The organism is Paraburkholderia sp. D15, assembly GCF_029910215.1.
Classification (GTDB): Bacteria; Pseudomonadota; Gammaproteobacteria; order Burkholderiales; family Burkholderiaceae; genus Paraburkholderia.
On sequence record NZ_CP110396.1, the window covers coordinates 635,718 to 653,330 of the forward strand.

At 62.9% G+C, this 17,613-nt stretch carries 14 protein-coding genes; 5 read left to right on the forward strand and 9 right to left on the reverse strand.

Translation table 11 applies throughout. The features are described 5' to 3' along the window. Nucleotides 1-22: 22 nt before the first annotated feature. Nucleotides 23-436, reverse strand: a complete 414-nt coding sequence (locus LFL96_RS22600) for a VOC family protein (RefSeq protein WP_281002927.1) — start codon at nucleotides 434-436, stop codon at nucleotides 23-25. Beyond that, a complete protein-coding gene (locus LFL96_RS22605; RefSeq protein ID WP_281002928.1) occupies nucleotides 433-1,332 on the reverse strand; it encodes a sugar phosphate isomerase/epimerase family protein in 900 nt (299 codons plus the stop codon). The genes LFL96_RS22600 and LFL96_RS22605 overlap by 4 nt, the downstream gene beginning before the upstream one ends. A gap of 328 nt (nucleotides 1,333-1,660) precedes the next feature. Here LFL96_RS22605 and LFL96_RS22610 point away from each other — a divergent pair, with 328 nt between their 5' ends. Next, nucleotides 1,661-2,932: an ABC transporter substrate-binding protein gene (locus LFL96_RS22610; RefSeq protein ID WP_281003836.1), complete on the forward strand. Its 1,272-nt coding sequence runs from the start codon at nucleotides 1,661-1,663 to the stop codon at nucleotides 2,930-2,932. A 66-nt stretch (nucleotides 2,933-2,998) separates the two neighbouring features. Here LFL96_RS22610 and LFL96_RS22615 read toward each other — a convergent pair whose 3' ends face one another. The 6 genes from LFL96_RS22615 to hisD all read right to left on the reverse strand — a co-directional run bounded on the left by LFL96_RS22615 (nucleotide 2,999) and on the right by hisD (nucleotide 11,866). Beyond that, nucleotides 2,999-4,669, reverse strand: a complete 1,671-nt coding sequence (locus tag LFL96_RS22615; protein ID WP_281002929.1) for a GMC family oxidoreductase N-terminal domain-containing protein — start codon at nucleotides 4,667-4,669, stop codon at nucleotides 2,999-3,001. 78 nt (nucleotides 4,670-4,747) lie between these two features. Beyond that, on the reverse strand, nucleotides 4,748-5,839 hold the full coding sequence (locus LFL96_RS22620; RefSeq protein WP_281002930.1) for a Gfo/Idh/MocA family oxidoreductase: 1,092 nt from the start codon (nucleotides 5,837-5,839) through the stop codon (nucleotides 4,748-4,750). Between the two features lie 18 nt (nucleotides 5,840-5,857). Next, nucleotides 5,858-7,024, reverse strand: coding sequence for an MFS transporter (locus LFL96_RS22625; RefSeq protein ID WP_281002931.1), 1,167 nt, complete (start codon nucleotides 7,022-7,024; stop codon nucleotides 5,858-5,860). Between the two features lie 114 nt (nucleotides 7,025-7,138). Further along, nucleotides 7,139-8,662, reverse strand: a complete 1,524-nt coding sequence (locus tag LFL96_RS22630; RefSeq protein WP_281002932.1) for an amino acid permease — start codon at nucleotides 8,660-8,662, stop codon at nucleotides 7,139-7,141. 408 nt (nucleotides 8,663-9,070) lie between these two features. Next, nucleotides 9,071-10,201, reverse strand: a complete 1,131-nt coding sequence (locus LFL96_RS22635) for a porin (RefSeq protein ID WP_281002933.1) — start codon at nucleotides 10,199-10,201, stop codon at nucleotides 9,071-9,073. Between the two features lie 381 nt (nucleotides 10,202-10,582). Beyond that, on the reverse strand, nucleotides 10,583-11,866 hold the full coding sequence (gene hisD, locus LFL96_RS22640; protein ID WP_281002934.1) for a histidinol dehydrogenase: 1,284 nt from the start codon (nucleotides 11,864-11,866) through the stop codon (nucleotides 10,583-10,585). 56 nt (nucleotides 11,867-11,922) lie between these two features. Between hisD and LFL96_RS22645 the strand changes: the two genes are divergently transcribed. From LFL96_RS22645 to LFL96_RS22660, 4 genes are all read left to right on the forward strand, one after another. Further along, entirely contained in the window at nucleotides 11,923-12,123 is a 201-nt protein-coding gene (locus LFL96_RS22645) for a hypothetical protein (RefSeq protein WP_281002935.1), read from the forward strand. 74 nt (nucleotides 12,124-12,197) lie between these two features. Then, nucleotides 12,198-12,857, forward strand: coding sequence for a ThuA domain-containing protein (locus LFL96_RS22650; protein ID WP_281002936.1), 660 nt, complete (start codon nucleotides 12,198-12,200; stop codon nucleotides 12,855-12,857). 109 nt (nucleotides 12,858-12,966) lie between these two features. Further along, the gene (locus LFL96_RS22655) at nucleotides 12,967-14,754 is read left to right on the forward strand and encodes a thiamine pyrophosphate-binding protein (RefSeq protein ID WP_281002937.1); all 1,788 of its coding nucleotides are present in this window, start codon (nucleotides 12,967-12,969) and stop codon (nucleotides 14,752-14,754) included. 14 nt (nucleotides 14,755-14,768) lie between these two features. Beyond that, a complete protein-coding gene (locus LFL96_RS22660; RefSeq protein ID WP_281002938.1) occupies nucleotides 14,769-16,367 on the forward strand; it encodes a GMC family oxidoreductase in 1,599 nt (532 codons plus the stop codon). Nucleotides 16,368-16,446: 79 nt separating this feature from the next. On the opposite strand, the gene LFL96_RS22665 is transcribed toward LFL96_RS22660, so the two are convergent. After that, the gene (locus LFL96_RS22665) at nucleotides 16,447-17,571 is read right to left on the reverse strand and encodes a LacI family DNA-binding transcriptional regulator (RefSeq protein ID WP_281002939.1); all 1,125 of its coding nucleotides are present in this window, start codon (nucleotides 17,569-17,571) and stop codon (nucleotides 16,447-16,449) included. Nucleotides 17,572-17,613: the final 42 nt, after the last annotated feature.

The following is a 17,613-nucleotide window of genomic DNA, read 5'->3' on the forward strand; positions in this document are numbered from 1 at the left end:
CTCACGCGATGAGGCTGAACGTCTAGATGGTCACCTCGATCAGATTGCCGTCCGGGTCGCGAATGACGGCTTCGAAATAACCGTCCCCTGTCCAGCGCGGTGCGGACACCAGGGTGCCTTTGGACGCCATCTGCGTCGCCATGGCGCGCACCGCGTCCTCGTTGCCGAGGGAAATCGCCAGATGCGCCCAGCCGATGCGCGGCCGTTTCTCCGAACGCGCTGCAGGAGAGCTTGCCGCCACCTCGGGCGCCGCCAGTTCCGGCAGGTACATCAGTTCGATGGCTGGACCGTCGGAGAACCGCGCGAAACGCGACATGAAGCCCGGCGTCGTGCTGCTGCGATACGGATCGCCGATCTCGGCCCCGAACGTCTCGCGATAGAAACGGCACGCCCGGTCCAGATCCGACGTCCAGAGTGCCACGTGAGCGATTTTCATAGCACGACGTGTCGCGGCGGGATCAGCGACTCCATCAATGCCTTCAATTCGCTCGCGACGCGATAGCCGTTCTGTTGCTGTTGCCGCCGGCAGAACAATTCGCAACTCCACCAGCCTTTGTAGCCGGTGGCCTTCACCGCGTCGGTCCAGTGCTGAAGATCGAGCACGCCCTCGCCGGTCGGCACGTCCCTGAGCACCACCTCGTCCGGAATGCCGCCGTCGAAACGTAGCGAGTCGCACACGTGCACGCCGTAGATCAGATTGCGGTCGAGCCTGGCGACGTCGTCAGGTGTCACGCCCGACGTATGACAATGCCAATAGTCGATCACGATCTTGACGTTCTCGCGCTCCGCACGGTCGATCAAACGAATCGACTTGTCCAGCCCGTTCACCGGCGACCACGAAAGCGTTTCGAGGTACAGCAACAAACCTGCTTCCCGAGCCATATCGGCCAGCACGGCGAGATTGCTCGCGGTCAGTGCGATCTGTTCGTCTTCCGTGTAACCGAGCACACCCGCGTAGCGATCCGTGCGGCCCGTCGCGGTCCACTCGATGACCGCCCGCACGTCCACCGGACCGGTCAGCACCTGCACGCCCTTTGCACCGGCGGCCGCCGCGAGGCTGAAAATGGTCCGCGCGCGGCGCCACAGCGCTTCGGTCTGTTCGCCCTGCCGTTCGATGTCGATCAGAAAGCCCATGCCCGGCACGTAGACGTCCGCGAGCAGTTTCCTCAGATCGTCGTTCGAATAGCCCGCGTCGAGATAGCTCTCGATCTTGGTGCAGGACAACTCCACGCCGTCGAAGCCTGCCGTTCGCATGATCTCGATATCGGTCAGCAGGTTCGAATACTTCGCGACGGTGGCGTGGAGAACGAGTGCGTTTTCCTTTTCAGTCATCTCCAGTTCCTCTCGTTTGCAACGAATCATTTGCGTAGCTGATCCGCGCCATGCGGGCCGGCCTGCTGGCTGCGATTGTGACCATCCGGAACGCCCATGGCAATTTCGCAGCCGCATCGATCGAAGACGCAAAACGACGCACTTTTTTCGCCGGTTTACGAGGAAGCACATCGACGCTCGACGCGCGTCAGTTCGCGTCGCAAAACGCCAGATAGCGAAATTGCGCACGTTAATTTGCCCTCGAATACTCGGAACTGCGCGTGACTCACCCGCAGTCGTGAGAACCGGCGACGAGTATCGAAACCCATGAGGAGAATGTGCTGTGAAAATGAAATTGAAGCAGGGGCAAGTGTTGGCGCGTGTCGTCGCATCCGCGATAACGAGCATCGCGATCAGCGGCATCGCGGCCGCGCAAACCCGCCAGGTCGAAGTGGTGCACCAGTGGACGTCGAGCAGCGAGTCGTATGCATTGCAGGCGCTCAAGGACGGTCTGCAGAAGAAAGGCGTGGGCTGGAAAGACAGCGCGATCGCCGGCGACGACGGCGCGAACCAGCAGCAGGCGCTTCAGGCGCGACTCGCCGCCGGCAATGCACCGGCCGCCGCGCAGGCGCAGCCCCAACTGCTGTTCTCGTACGCCGAGCAGAACGAACTCGCGAATCTGGATAGCTACGCGAAGGCGGGCAACTGGGATCATCTCGTCACGCCGGAACTGCTGCCTTATCTGAAGTACAAGGGCACGTGGTACGGCGTACCGATGGACGAGCACCGCGAGAACATGTTCTGGATCAACAAGAAGATCCTGCAGAAGTACGGCGGCAAGGTGCCGACCACGTGGGACGAGTTCAACGCACTCGCCGAGAAGATGAAGAAGGACGGCATCATTCCGGTGGCGCTCGGCGGTGAAGACTGGCAGGAAGCGGAAATCTTCAGCGATCTCGTGATCGGCATGGGCGGCCCGGCGTTCTACAAGAAGGCCATCATCGAACACGATCCGGCCGCCGTTCAGAGCCCGACGATGGTGAAGGTCTTCGACGAGCTGCGCAAGATCATCGGCTATACCGATCCGAACCGTGCGGGCCGCGACTGGAACGTCGCCACGCAGATGGTGATCGACGGCAAGGCCGGCATGCAGATTCACGCGGACTGGGCGAAGGGCGAGTTCCTGCGCGCGGGCAAGAAGCCCGGCGTCGATTTCGTTTGTTCCGCCACGCCGGGCAGCGGTCACGCCTTCATCTGGGTGCTGGATTCGTTCGCGTTCTTCAAGCAGCCCTACCCGGCGGCACAGGCGAATCAGGCCTTGCTGGCCAATACGGTGATGGACGTCGACGTGCAGGAGAACTTCAACCTGCGCAAGGGTTCGCTGCCTCCGCGCGTGGATGTGCCGCAGGATAAATTCGACGACTGCGCGAAGATCAACTTTGCCGACCGCACCGCCGGCAACAAGGCGGGCGAAGTACTGCCGTCGTTTATCGAAAACGCGGCACTCGAACGCGATATCCGTGCGGCGTACGTCGACGTGGTCACGCAATTCGTCAATACGCCTTCGATGACATCGGCCGATGCCGTCAAGAAGCTGGCCGCGGCCGCGAAGAACAGCTGATTTCAGTTCTGATTTCAGCGTCTGTGCGAAAGCTCTCCGTTCGAAGGAACGGAGAGCTTAAGTCGATCAGACCAGGCTGATCACGTTATCGACCACCCCGCCACTCGTTTGTCCGGCGCCCGCTTGTCCTCCCGCTTTTCCTCCCGCCTGAATCCCCTTGCCGCGAATCAGATCCGCAGCCTTCTCGCCGATCATGATGCACACCGAGTTCGGATTGCCCGAAATCAGATTCGGCATGATCGACGCATCCGCCACCCGTAGACCGTCGATGCCGCGCACGCGCAATTGCGCGTCCACGACCGCCGCATCGTCGGTGCCCATCCGGCAGGTACCAGCGGGATGCAGCGCGGCGTGCGCCTCCTGCTGACAGAAGCGGCGGATTTCGTCGCGATCGAGCACCGGTTGAAACGGCACGAAGCGCCGCTCGATATATTTGCGAATGGCCGGCTGATCCATGATGTCCATGGCCTTCGCGCAACCCTCGGCCACTGCGTCGAGATCGTACGGATCGCTGAAATACATCGGCGCGACGCGCGGGACGTCGAGCGGATCGCGGCTGTTCAGTGCCACGAAGCCACGCGAGCGTGGCCGGATCTGCCCGAGATTGACGGTGCAGCCGTTACCGCCGGGCACGCCGTCGACGCCCTCCTCGATCCCCGCGCCGACAACTAGAAAGTACTGGATGTCGGGTGTCAATTCCTCGGCATTGCCCCACCAGAACGCGCCGCCCTCGATCAGATTCGACGCCGCGGGTCCGCTATTGAACAGCAGGTACTCCAGACCCGCCATCGCCTTCCAGCGCAGCTTCTTGTACTTGTCGTAGCTATGCGGTCCCTTGAGCTGGTACACGAGCGAGATTTCGATGTGATCCTGCAAATTCTTGCCGACACCGTTCAGTTCGGCGTGAATGTCGATCCCGTGCTTTTCCAGTTCGTCTTTCGGTCCAATGCCCGACAGCATCAACAGCTTCGGCGAATTGATCGCGCCGGCGCAGAGAATGACTTCCCGTTGCGCGCGCAATTGTTTGAGCTTGCCCTTCTCGACGTACTCCACGCCGACCGCGCGGCCCCGTTCGATCAGAATCCTCGTCACGCGTACGCCAGTGCGTACGGTGAGATTGCTTCGGCCTTCGACAGGGTGAAGATAGGCCACCGCCGAACTGCTTCGTCTGCCGTCCCGCGCGGTGATCTGATAGAGCCCGCAGCCGGCCGGGTCGCCGGAGTTGAAGTCTTCGTTGTAGGGCAGGCCGGCCTGCTGACAGGCTTTCAGCCATGCTTTCGTCAACGGATGAATGCGGTCGATATCGGACACGCCCAATGGACCGCCCACCCCGTGCGCATCGTTGCAGAAGCGTTCGTTGTCTTCCGCCTTCCGGAAATAAGGCAGCACGTCGTCGTAACCCCAGCCTGCCGCGCCTGAATCGCGCCACTGATCGTAATCGGAGGGCACGCCGCGAATATAGATCATCGCGTTCACCGAACTGCCGCCGCCGAGCACGCTCGCCTGCACCATCGTCGGCGTGCCGGTGCGATGCTGGTCCGCCGTCGGTTCCCACGGAATGCGCTTCAGCAACGGCCCCTGGGCCGTCTTGTAGTACGCGCCGGGAATATGAATGTAAGGGCTCCGGTCGCGCGGCCCCTCTTCGAGCAGCGTGACCGTCGCACTGCTGTCTTCGCTCAGGCGGGACGCGATCACGCACCCCGTCGATCCGCCACCCACCACGATATAGTCGACCATTGCAAAACCCGTCCGTTTTCTATTTCCGGCTTCCCCCCGTCTCGCGTTGATGAACAGGCGGGAAGCCGATGCTCCGATTTATCCGTGCGTGCGCCGGTCGCGCTCGAACGCCGCGCGTTCGTCCTGCGTGAGCGCCAGGGTCGTCGTGCGGCCTTCGGCGGCCGACATGGCTGCCGCTTCCAGCAGCGCGATCAGCACGACCGCTTCGGCGGGCGTGACCGGATTCGGTCCCGCGCCGCGCAGCGCGCTTTCCAGTTGCACGTAAAACTGCGACTGGTCGCCGCGCGTCGCCGGTATCGCACGCCGCTCGCCCGCATGGCTGCGCGGGTCGTACACGTGGGCCTTATCCGGGTCCACGCCATACGCCGGGTTATCCGGCAGCAGGCCCGCGATCAACTGCTGTTCCTGAATGTCCTGGGCCTGTTTCAGCAGCGAGCGCTTCGTACCGTGCACGATGAAACGCATGCCGAATCCCGGCACGAGTTGCGCGCCGCGCAGAACGACACGCAGGCGGCCGTAGCCCAGAACCACCGTGAACCAGTCGTCGGTTCGCGCGCCATCGCGCTGCTGCGCGAACGACGCCGTGACGGACTCCGGCAAACCGAATTGCAGCAACGCCTGATCGGCGACATGCGGTCCGAGATCGAACCACGTGCCGCCCGCCGGCACGGGCTCCTCGCGCCAGGCGCGCGGCACCTCCGGCGCATAGCGGTCGATGTGCGATTCGAAATGGACGATATCGCCGAGATCTTCGTGACGGATCGCATTGCGCACCGTCAGATAGTCGCTGTCCCAGCGGCGGTTCTGGAATACGGCGAGATGCTTGCCCACGCGCGCGGCCAGGGCCGCCAGCTCTCTCGCCTCGCCGAGCGTCGGCGTAAACGGCTTCTCCACCACCACGTGCTTGCCCGCTTCGAGCGCAAGCTTCGCGAAGCGGTAGTGGCTTTCGTTCACGCTCGCGACGATCACCAGATCGACGGACTCCGCGACGGCGGCCTGCTCGGGGCTCATGACCGCGATGGCGTCGTCGTCGAGATCGACCTGATCGGGGCGTTGCGTGCCGATCGCCACCACTTGCAGACCCGGCACGCTGGATATCAGCGGCAGATGAAAGTGACGCGTGACGAAGCCATAACCGATGATCGACACCTTGATCCTGCTTTGTTGCACGGCAAATCTCCTGTGAGGCTATGAATGATCCGGCGTCGCGCGCGGCATGCTGCCCGCGCACAGCGCGATGGCAATCAGCATCGCGACGACCGAGAGAAAGGCGGCGGCGAGCGACGTATAGCGTGCAATCGCGCCGATCAGCGCCGGCCCGACGAAAATGCCGCAATAGCCGACGGTCGTCATCGCCGCGACAGCGGCATTCGTCGGCATGCGCGTCTGCTCGCCGACCGACGAGAACAGCACCGGCGCGATATTCGAACAACCGGCGCCGACCAGCGCGTAGCCGAACAGATCCACCGGCCACGAAGCCGCAAAAGCCGCCATCGCAAAACCGGCCGCCGCGCACAAACTCCCGCCTACGACGATGCGCACCCTGCCCAGCCGTTCGACAATCCTGTCACCCAGCAAGCGGCCGGCGGTCATGGTGGCGGCGAACGCGGCATAGCCGTAACCGGCGAACGCGTGCGGCATGCCGCGCTCGGCCGTGAGAAACACGCCGCTCCAGTCCAGCACCGCGCTCTCGGTCAGAAACACGATGAACGTGAACACGCTGAGCACCAGCACGACGCCGCGCGGCACGGCAAACAAGGTGGTCTGACTCCTGCGCGGTTCGGCGATCAGGCCGGGATAGGCGTAGCACGAGGCCGCGGCGATCAACGCCGCCGCCAGCGTCACCGACGCGCCTTGCGAGCGTCCCAGCGTCAGCAGCAGACTCGCGCCCGCGGCGCCGGCGATACCGCCGACGCTATAGAACGCATGGAAGCCCGACATGATCGAGCGGCCACTGTCGCGTTCGACTTCGATCGCCTGGATGTTCATCGCCACGTCGATCACACCTGCCGCCATGCCGAAGAGCGTCAGCGCGCACACCGCGGCGGGCACGTCGCCGACCAGGGCCAGCGCCGGCAGCACCGCGCACAGCAGCGCGGCAGATACGGCAATCACCGCGCGACAGCCGAAGCGCGCCGCGAGGCCGCCGGTGAACGGCATCGCGATCATCGAACCCGCGCCTAGACACAGCAACAGCAGGCCGAGTTGACCGTCGTCGAGACCGATACGGGCTTTGACGAACGGCACGAGCGGCGCCCACGATGCGCGCGCGTAACCCGCCACGAGAAAGATCGCGCGCGTCGCGGCGATCCGGTTACGAAACGCACTCTTGTGCAGCGCTAGATCGGGCGGCATTGAAATGATTCGATTAAGGCTTGATGGAATTCAGCTTGATGGAATTCACGCACGCGATGACGGAAACAGGCCGGGAACGGGCAAATAAGCCCCCCGGCCTTGCAGCATTTCCGTTTATCGCGCGGTCTCGACCTGCGTGTAACCCGCGTTTGCGACGTCGCTCTCGCGCGAGGTCGCGTTCATGACCGGCGGCCCAGGGAAGCGCCGCTTCTCCAGCCCGAACCACGCGACCACCAGAATCACGAAGAAACCGATGAAGTAGTGAACGAGGATGTCCGTCGGCGGCTGCAGTCCCACCCAGATGATGAAAATCCCGCCGATGATCGCCACCGCGCCGTACGGTTTCGACAGCACGCCAAGGCGATAAGGCCCATACGTACGATTGCGGGCGAACATCGCGGCGCCGATCGCCATCCCGTAAGCGAGTTGATAGAACAGCGCCGTTCCCGCGACGAGCGCATTGAACGCCGACGAATACAGCGTGACCGCGACGCCCGCGATGGCGCCCGCCCAGATGCCCGTGACGGGTGTGAGGAAACGCGGCGACACGCGGCTGAAGTACTTCGGCAATCCCTGATCGCGGGCGAACGAGTAGACCGCGCGCGACAAACCGGTCAATGCACTGGCACCGCACACGTATGCCGAGATCGTCAGCGAAATGATGATGGCGTCCTTGAGCAAGGCCGGCGCCTGGATCTGTTCGAACAGCATCGAAAAACCGTCGCCGCCTTTCTTCGCGACGGCGGCCGGATCGCTCATCGCCATGTAGAAGAGCACCAGCAACGCGGCACCCATCAGCACGGAGAGGATCACGGAATTGCGCATCGCCCTCGGCACCGCGCGCGCGGCATCGACGGTTTCCTCCGAGACGTGAGCGGCCGCGTCGTAACTGGTGACGATCCACATCGGCAACAGCAACGCGTAACCGAAGGTCAGCAACACGTTCTCGGTACGCGGCACGACGCCACCGCCGGCATCGCCCGTGTTGTTCGTGAAGCTGAACAGATGGGCGAGATTCGCGAGGTGAATGTTGTAGAGCATCACGCCGATCAGCGCGAGCGCGCCGAGAAACGTCACGTATGCGCCGACATTGACGAACCACGAGAGCGTGCGCACGCCGGCATGATTGAGAATCGCCCAGCTCGCCATGATGATCGCGACGCCAGCCACCTGCTGCCCGTAACCCCAATGCGACGTATCGACATGCAGCATGCCGTTCAGGATCAACTGGTTGAACAGCAGGTAAAACGCAACGGACGTGCCGCCCGCCGAGAACACATAGCCGATCAGGTTGATCCACGCGGTCGCCCATCCCCACGCCCGGCCGCCGAGCACCGACGACCAGTGATACAGCCCGCCCGCCGTGGGAATCGCCGAGCTGATTTCCCCCAGCGAGGCGGCGGTCGCATACGCGAGGCCGCCGCCGATCAGCCACGTCACCGTGAGGCCGAATGCACCGGCCGTACCGAGGCCCTGCTGCATGTTGGCGCCCAGCGCCCAGAACAACCCGATCGCCATGAACGACACGGCGAAGTTGCCGAAGCCCGACATGCCACGCGAAAGCTCCTGCTTGTATCCGAATTTCTCCAACAGGTCGGCGTCCTGCCGGCCAATGTCGAGGGGTGCACGGTCATTCATCTAAGTCTCCTGCGACGTCCGCCCGGTGAGAGCTGAACGAATCGAACTGCAACTGATATTCCGATGCGCGTCGCGAGCGGTTCGGCACGCGAAATCACATCACGTCACTTATACGTATAAGCCTTATATTCCACGCTCAAATTTTTGCTGTCAACAACGGCTAAGCCACTGTTTACCCTAGGGTTTACCTGACGCACATCGACCTGCGGCCTGCGTCACTCCGCGTCATGTCGCTGCACGCGGCTTCGAGACGAGCGACACGTCGAATCGTCTGTGGAAACGAAGCGGCTTTTTGCGCTTTCCTTTTGCGCTTTCTTCTGCTCTTCGCTACGCACGCATCCGGACAAAAAGGACGCCCAGGACCGGTGCAGGTCGTGGGCGCCAAGATCGCACTGCTTTGCTAACTCATCAAAACTTGTGACGCAAGCCGACGATCGCGAGCAACTGCGATTGCTTGCCCGCATCGACGTCATACGAACCCACGACGGCCTGCGCATCGCCCGCGCCGTTCTGTCCGTTGGCGTGCGTGTAGGCGCCGGTCAGGTAGACGTCGGTCCGCTTGCTCAGCAGATAGTCGACGCCGAGGTTGGCCTGGTGATACGTCGCGGAAGAATTGCCGCCGGACTTCGTGTAGTTGTAGCCGCCGATCAACTGGAACGCGGGCGTGATCATCCAGCTCGCGAACACCGAACCGTTCTGGAAGTGCTCGTCGCCGGTGAACAGCGACGATGCGTCCGCGCTGTAACGCGTGTACGAGTACGCGGCGCCGGCCGTCACCGGACCGATCACGTACTGGCCGCCCACGCGCGCGATGTTGATCGAGCGCGCCGACGCATACGCCGCGTTCACCGAGCTGTTGAAGAAACTGTCCGACGTGCTGGTGCCGCGCGTCGTCACCGTCGCATTGCCGTTATCGACGTGCAGGAAACCGCCGGCGACGCTCAGCGCGGCGCCGTTGTACGCGGCAGCCGCCGACCACGTCTGTCCGGAACCGGTCGCGCCGGCGACGCCGCCGAGCGCGTACATCGCTTCGACGACGACACCGCCCCACGACGGGCTCGTCCACTTGACCGCGTTGTTGAAGCGCGCGCTGTCGTCGTAGTTGTCGACATCGCCGGGCGTCGCGAACAGACCGCTGTAGCTGTCGGCGGTCAGCGGCTGCAGCAGATCGGTGATCGGATCGTACTGGCGGCCGAGCGTCACCGCACCGAAGGTCGTGCTGCCCAGTCCGACGAAGGCCAGACGTCCGAACTCGCGGCCGTTGTTCGACAACTGGCCGGACCCGAGATCGAAACCGTTTTCGAGCTGGAAGTTGGCCGTCAGACCGCCGCCGAGATCTTCCGTGCCTTTGAGGCCCCACTGATCGCCGGACAGATTGCCGGAGGACATCTTCCACTGCGAGCTTTGGCCGCCGCTGTTGTGGATATACGCGATGCCCGTATCGACGACGCCGTAAAGCGTCACCGAACTCTGGGCATGCGCGCCGGTCATGCAGGCAGCGGCGCCGAGCGCGACGACGGAGATAATCTGACGTTTCATTGATTCACCCTGCTGGATATTTGTATTGAGGACCATTCCGGCGCGCGTGCTCGACGACTTGCGCTTCGCTCTGCCGGACATATCGCTTGCCAGCTGCGTGGCTTGCGTGGACTCGCGGGAGAATCGGTACGCTGTGTCTCCTCACTTGCGTCGAAGTATTGAAATCCAATAAACGCGGCTCAATTTCGCAATTCATCTATTTGTGGCGCACAGCGACGCACCCGTTGCGTCATGAATGTTGTCCCCGATACGTTCGCCCCACGCGGACGTTTTGCATCGCAATTCGCCGTGCGCAATTCACCGTGCACCGTGCACAGCGCACAAAAAAAACGGCACTCTCGCGAGTGCCGAAGATGGAGCCAGCTGAACCGTCGAACCAATTTACGTCGGCTTGCCGAACCGGCGAATGCGGATATCCGCCTGTTCCTTATGTCCGGCAAACCCTTCCATTGCGCAAAGCCGCGAACAGTACTCGCCGACCAGCACCGAAGCCTCGTCGGTCAGCACGCGCTGATACGTGCAGGTCTTGATGAACTTGCCCACCCACAAGCCGCCGGTGTAACGCGCGGACTTCATGGTCGGCAGCGTGTGATTGGTGCCGATTACCTTATCGCCATACGACACGTTGGTCCGGTCGCCGAGGAACAGCGCGCCATAGTTCGTCATGTGTTCGAGGAAATACAGCGGGTCGCGCGTCATCACCTGAACGTGTTCCGACGCAATGCGATCGGCTTCCTCGATCATCTCGTCGAGCGTGTCGCACAGAATGATCTCGCCGTAGTCGTTCCACGCGACCGACGCGACGGAAGCGGTCGGCAGCACCGCGAGCTGGCGCTCGATTTCCGCGGGCAACGCCTCGGCCAGTTCGCGCGAATTCGTCAGGAATACGGCCGGCGAATTGACGCCGTGCTCGGCCTGCCCCAGCAGATCCGCGGCGACGATTTCGGCGTCGCACGACTCGTCGGCGATCACCAGCGTTTCCGTCGGTCCCGCGATCAGGTCGATCCCGATCTTGCCGAACAACTGACGTTTCGCCTCGGCGACGTACGCGTTGCCCGGTCCGACGATCATGTCGACCGGTGCGAATTGTTCCGTGCCCAACGCAAGCGCCGCCACCGCCTGCACGCCGCCGACGCAGTAGATTTCGTCGGCGCCCGCGAGATGCATCGCGGTGATGATCGCCGGATGCGGCTTGCCGTCGAACGGCGGCGCGACCGCGACCACGCGCTTCACGCCGGCCACCTTCGCCGTCAGCACACTCATGTGCGCCGACGCCAGCAGCGGATATTTGCCGCCGGGGATATAGCAACCCACCGAATTCACCGGCACGTTCTTGTGACCCAGAATCACGCCCGGCAGCGTTTCGACTTCCACGTCCTTCAGCGCCGATTTCTGCACCTCGGCAAAACGGCGCACCTGCTGCTGCGCAAACTTGATGTCGGCGATCTCGCGCTCGGACAGCGTCGCGACGCAGGCCGCGATCTGCTCGTCGGTCAGCCGGAACGACGCGGGGTCCCATTTGTCGAAACGACGCGAGTACTCGCGCACGGCTTCATCGCCGTTCGCCGCGACGTCGGCGATGATTTTCTCGACCGTGCCGCGAACTTGCGCGGCGATTTCCGTCTGTACTTCGAGCGGCTTGCTCTTCTTCAGGTACTCGATCACAACTGATCTCCAAAGACATTTCTGGATGCCGTGCCGCGCCGCCGGCATGACCCGGCATGCGCCAAGCGAAACGCGACACAGCGCACATTCCGGCCAATCTTCAACTGGACGAATCCATTCTCGTCGCCGCTTCGATCGAAGGCAATTTCGCACCCGCGCTCGAAGTGACGCCCTCTGACGCACTGTTTGCGTCGCTGTGCGTTGAACTTCGACGCCAACCCGAAATCGGCTCGAAACCCAGGCGTCAACCCACTTGACACGACGAATTTGAAGTCCCAGCATTGACGAACTTATACGTATAAGCTTATTTGACCCTCACAGGAGTTTTCACATGACACGCGTGCTGCATCTCTATGGCGGCTGGCCCGGACACTTCCCGTACGAGGTTGCCGCCTGGACGCGCGAACTGTTTTCGGAGCTCGACTGGGAAGTCGAGCAATCGACGGACATCTTCACGCTGGACCGCGACCTCACCCAGTTCGACCTGATCGTGATCGGCTGGAACAACGCGGTGACGACGGAAACGCTGACCACGTCGCAGGAAAACCGTCTGCTCGAAGCGATCGAGAACGGCACGGGGCTTGCCGCATGGCACGGCGCGGGCGCGGCGTTCCGCGCGAGTCTGCGCTATCACATGGTGCTGGGCGGATCGTTCGTCGAACATCCGGCGGGCGAAGGCTATCCGCATCCGTACCGGGTCAATCTGACGGACCGCACGCATCCGGTCGTGCAAGGCGTGGAAGACTTCGAAGTCCGTTCGGAGCAGTACTACATGCAGGTCGATCCGAACAATCACGTGCTCGCCGAAACCACCTTCGACGGCAATCCGTTCCCATGGCTCAAGGGCAACAAAAGTCCGGTCGCATGGGTCAGGCAGTGGGGCGAAGGCCGTGTGTTCTATCACTCGATCGGCCACGACGTCGGCAATCTGTCGGACCCCAACGTGCGGCGGCTGACCTTGCAGGGTCTTCAGTGGGCCGCGCGCCGCTGAGCGCGCTTTTCATTCGCTTTATCTCTCGCCCATTGCGGCGAAAACGCAGAACGCCGCGTGTCGGCAGCACGCCACGCGGCTATTTATCTCACCTTTGCAGGATCCAGTCATGGCAAAGCTCACAGGCAGTCAAATCGTCGCGCAGACGTTAAAGAACTACGGCGTCGAATACGTGGCCGGTATTCCCGGTCACGGCATCTGGACGCTCACCGACGCATTTCTCGAGAAGGATTCGGAAATCCGTTTCATTCAGGTGTTCCATGAACAAAGCGCGGTCCACCTCGCGGACGGCTACTACCGCGTAGCCGGCAAACCGATGGCGGCAGTCACGTCGATCGGCGCGGGCGCGAGCAACACGGTGATCGGCATGGCCACCGCCTTCACCGATTCGACCAGCGTGATGCTGATCACCGGCGGGCCGCCCACGCATATGCGCGGCCACGGCCTGCTGCAGGAGCTGGAGCGTTACACCGACAACGACTTCCCCAAGATCGCCGAAGCGGTGTCGAAGCGTCACTGGGTCGTGCAGCGCGTCGAGGAATTGCCGTTCGTCATGCACCGCGCGTTCAGCGCGATGGTGACGGGCCGCCCCGGTCCGGTGCATGTCGAGATTCCGATGGACACCCAGGCCGAAGCCGCGGAAGTGACCCTGCACGAACTGGAGGAACGCGTGCCGGTCGGCAAGGTGTTCCCCGATCCGGCCGCGGTGAGCAAGGCAGCCGACGTGTTGCGCAGCGCGAAGCGACCGGTCATCGTGATCGGCGGCGGCGTGATTACCGGCGAAGCTTCGGCGGAAGTACTCGCGCTCGCCGAAAAATGGCAGATCCCGGTGGTCACGACGTGGAACGGCAAGAGCGGCTTTCCCGAAGATCACGCGCTGTTCGCGGGCAGTGTCGGCCAGACCGGCACGCTGTGCGGCAACAAGGTCGCGTCCACCGCCGACGTGATCCTCGCCGTGGGTTGTCGCTTCACCGACTGGTCGTCGTCGAGCTACGCGAAGGGTGTGACCTTCTCGATTCCGCCGGGCCGCCTGATTCACATCGATATCGACCCGCACGAGATCGGCAAGAACTATCCGGTCGCCGTGGGTATCGTCGCGGACGCGAAACATGCACTCGCGCATATTGTCGATGCGTTGAAGAACGACACGCCCGAGCGCGCCGAATACCTCGACCAGGTTGCCGGCTACAAGGCGGAGTGGGAAGCGAAGCTCTCCACGCGGCGCGACTCGGACCGTTTCCCGTTCACGTCGCAACGTCCGCTCGGTGCGCTGCGCAAGATTTTCCCGCGCGACACGATCGTGGTGGTGGGTTCGGGCAATACCCAGGGCGCGGTCAAGCAGACCTTCCCCGTCTACGAACCGCGCACGCACCTCACGTCGGGCGGATTCTCGTCGATGGGTTGGGCCGTGCCCGCCGCGATCGGCGCGAAACTCGCGGCGCCGCATCGGCCGGTGGTCTGCATTCTGGGCGACGGCGACTTCCTGATGACCTCGCAGGAAATCGCCATCTGCGTGACGAACAATATTCCGGTGGTGTTCATCGTGCAGAACAACGCAGGCTATATGTCGATTCGCGGCGGTCAACGCAAGCAGACGAGCCGCCATATCGGCACCGAGTTCAATCATCCGGACGGCACGCCCTACTCGCCGGATTTCGAAGCACTCGGTAAGGCATTCGGTCTGAAGTCGTTCCGCGTGAACAGCAACGACGAACTCGAACCGATCCTGCAGGAAGCGCTCGACAGCAACGCGCCGGTACTGATCGAAGTACCGACCGATCGTGACGCGGCGGGTCCGTGGGTACCGGGATGGTGGGATTTCCCGATCCCGGCGTACATTACCGACGAACGTCAGGACGAGTACACGCAGTTCCGCCAATCGGAACAACATCTGTAAGACGAAGAGGCAGTATGAGCGATGCAACGATAGTTCATCGCGCTGCGTCCGACCTCGATGCCTACGCGCCGGTTCTCCGGCGCGAAGTGCACACGGTCGTTCCCGGCGCCGATGGCACGATGACGTGCGACGTGGTGATCCTCGGCTCGGGCATGGGCGGCTCCACATTCGCCCATAGTCTTGCCGGCAAGGACCTCGACGTGCTGATCGTCGAGCGAGGCGATTTCCTGCCGCGGGAAATCCAGAACTGGACGACCCAGTCGGTATTCGGCGACGGCCGCTATCGCAACGCCGAGCACTGGATCGACGATAGCGGCAAGCCGTTTTCGCCGGGCGTCTTCTACTACGTCGGCGGTAACACGAAGGTGTTCGGCGCGATGCTGCCGCGTTTTCGCGAGGCCGATTTCGGCGCGATCGAACACGCGGAAGGCGTATCGCCGGCATGGCCGATCACGTATGCGGAGATGGAACCCTTCTACGCCGCCGCCGAGCGTTTGTACAAAGTGCACGGCCAGCGCGGCAGCGATCCGACCGAGCCCTGGCGCTCGGGCGAGTATCCGTTCCCGCCGCTCGAACACGACCCGGCGCTGCATAAGCTGCATGCGTCGATGCGCGCGCAAGGTTTGCGTCCATTCGCGATGCCGGCCGCCGTCGACTACGGCGAAGGCCGCCCGTGCGTGCTGTGTTCGACCTGCGACGGTTATCCCTGCATGGTCGATGCGAAAGCGGACGCGGAAGTGTCCGCCTTGCGCCCGGCCGTCGGCAGCGGCCGCGCGCGTTTGATGGTGCGCACGAAGATCGATCGACTCGTCATGTCGTCCGACGGCACACGAATCGAGGAAGCGCACGGCACGCGAGACGGCATGCCCGTTCGCATCAAGGCCAACCGCTTCGTGCTCGCCTGCGGGGCAGTCAATTCGTCGGCGCTGCTGCTGCGCTCGGCGGACCGGCAGCACGCGCAAGGGATTGGCAATAGTTCCGGTCTTCTCGGCCGCAACTATATGGTGCACAACAGTACCTTCATGCTTGCCGTGGACCCGCGCCGCGTGAACGACGTGTTCTTCCAGAAGACGCTCGCCGTCAACGACTGGTATCTCGCGTCGAAGTGGAGCGGCTTTCCGCTCGGCAACGTCCAGATGCTCGGCAAGATTCGCGAGCCGATGGTGACGGGCATGGCGCCGTGGCTACCGAAGGCGGTCTCGCGTTACATCACCGATCACAGCGTCGATCTTTATCTGACGAGCGAAGATCTGCCCGATCCGCAGAACCGCGTGACCTTCAACGCCGAACAAGGCCGCATTCAGGTGCGCTGGCGTCCCAACAATCTGCGGGCGCATGAAGAACTCGTGAAGAAGACCGTCGGCATGATGCGCAAGGCCGGTTATCCGTTCGTCTTCACGAAGCGCATGGGCATTGCGACCAATTCGCACCAGTGCGGTACCGCGTTGATGGGCACGGACCCGGCGAAGAGCGTGCTCGACACCAACTGCAAGCTGCACGATGTGGACAACGCGTGGATCGTGGATAGTTCGTGGTTTCCTTCGTCGGCCGCGGTGAATCCCGCGTTGACGATTGCCGCGAATGCGATGCGGGTCGCGCAGGGTTTGAGTTGACGACGCATTAACGCCCCACCGGGTCGGTTCCACCCTCTCATGCCGGCGCGAGCGATGCTCCGTCGGCATGTTCAATTGATCAAGCGCGTTTCTTTCTGCGCGGCTGAATCGCTTGCGTCGTCGCCCGCACCACGAGTTCCGTGGGCAGTACGACTCGGGGCACCGCGGATTTCCTCGCCGGCGGATTGTTCAGCAACTCGGTCAACACGCGCGCGGCGTTTCGGCCTTTCTCGATCAACGGTTGCCGGATCGTGGTGAGATTGGCGCCGGCGGCTTCGGGTATATCGTCGAAACCGATCACGGAGAACTGCGCGGGAACGGCCACCTGCCGTTCGGCGGCGATCTTGAGAAACGACAGCGCCATGACGTCGGAGGTGGCGGCGACCGCCGTCAAACCTTTGTGCGCGAGCATCTGCGCGGCCGCCCAATCGCCGTGCGCGTAATCGAATCCACCGGCTTCGATGATCACCAGATCCTCGAATTCGACGCCCGCCGCGTGCCCCGCTTTCAGATAACCCTCCAGGCGAGCCCGGACCACGTTTTCCGTCGATTGCTGGAAACGCTCGCGCGTCACTTCGCCTCGCAGGCCATCGGGCCGCAGACGGTCGGCAATGATGCCGATCTTCCTGTGCCCGAGTTCGAGCAGATGTTCCATCTGCATGACGCCCGAACCGAAGTCGTCGATACCGACGAACGGCGTGCCTTCGATAATCGGCGCGTCCACCACGACAAAGGGAATGTTCTGCTTGCGCGCCATCTCGATGACCGGATAGTCGTCGGGCAGGTTGTAGATGATCAGACCGTCGACGAACCCGCGCACGGCGAGACTGACGCTGCCCGGTTCCGCCGGATGATTGGCGAGGTCTTTCTGCAAGGGGAAAAGTGCGAGCGCGACGTTCGCCAGCTCGCCGATTTCACCGATACCGCGCAGCAAACCCGTGGTGGACGGGTCGACGAATGCGTACGGCAGCTCGTCGGAAATCATCAGGCCGATCGCGCCGACGCGGCCCGATCGCAAGCTGCCTCCGCGGACGTTCGGCCCCGGATAGCCGAGCTTTTTGGCGACCTTCAGAATGTGCTCGCGCTGAGCTTCGGAGATCTCGGACGGTTTGTTATAAGCGTAGGAGACGGCGGGCTGCGAAACGCCCGCAGCCAGCGCGACGTCCTTCATCGACACGGTTCTTTTCATTTCGAAAGAGGGCATCCAATCCTTGTACAGCCGACGCGGGTATTGCGCAGTGACTGC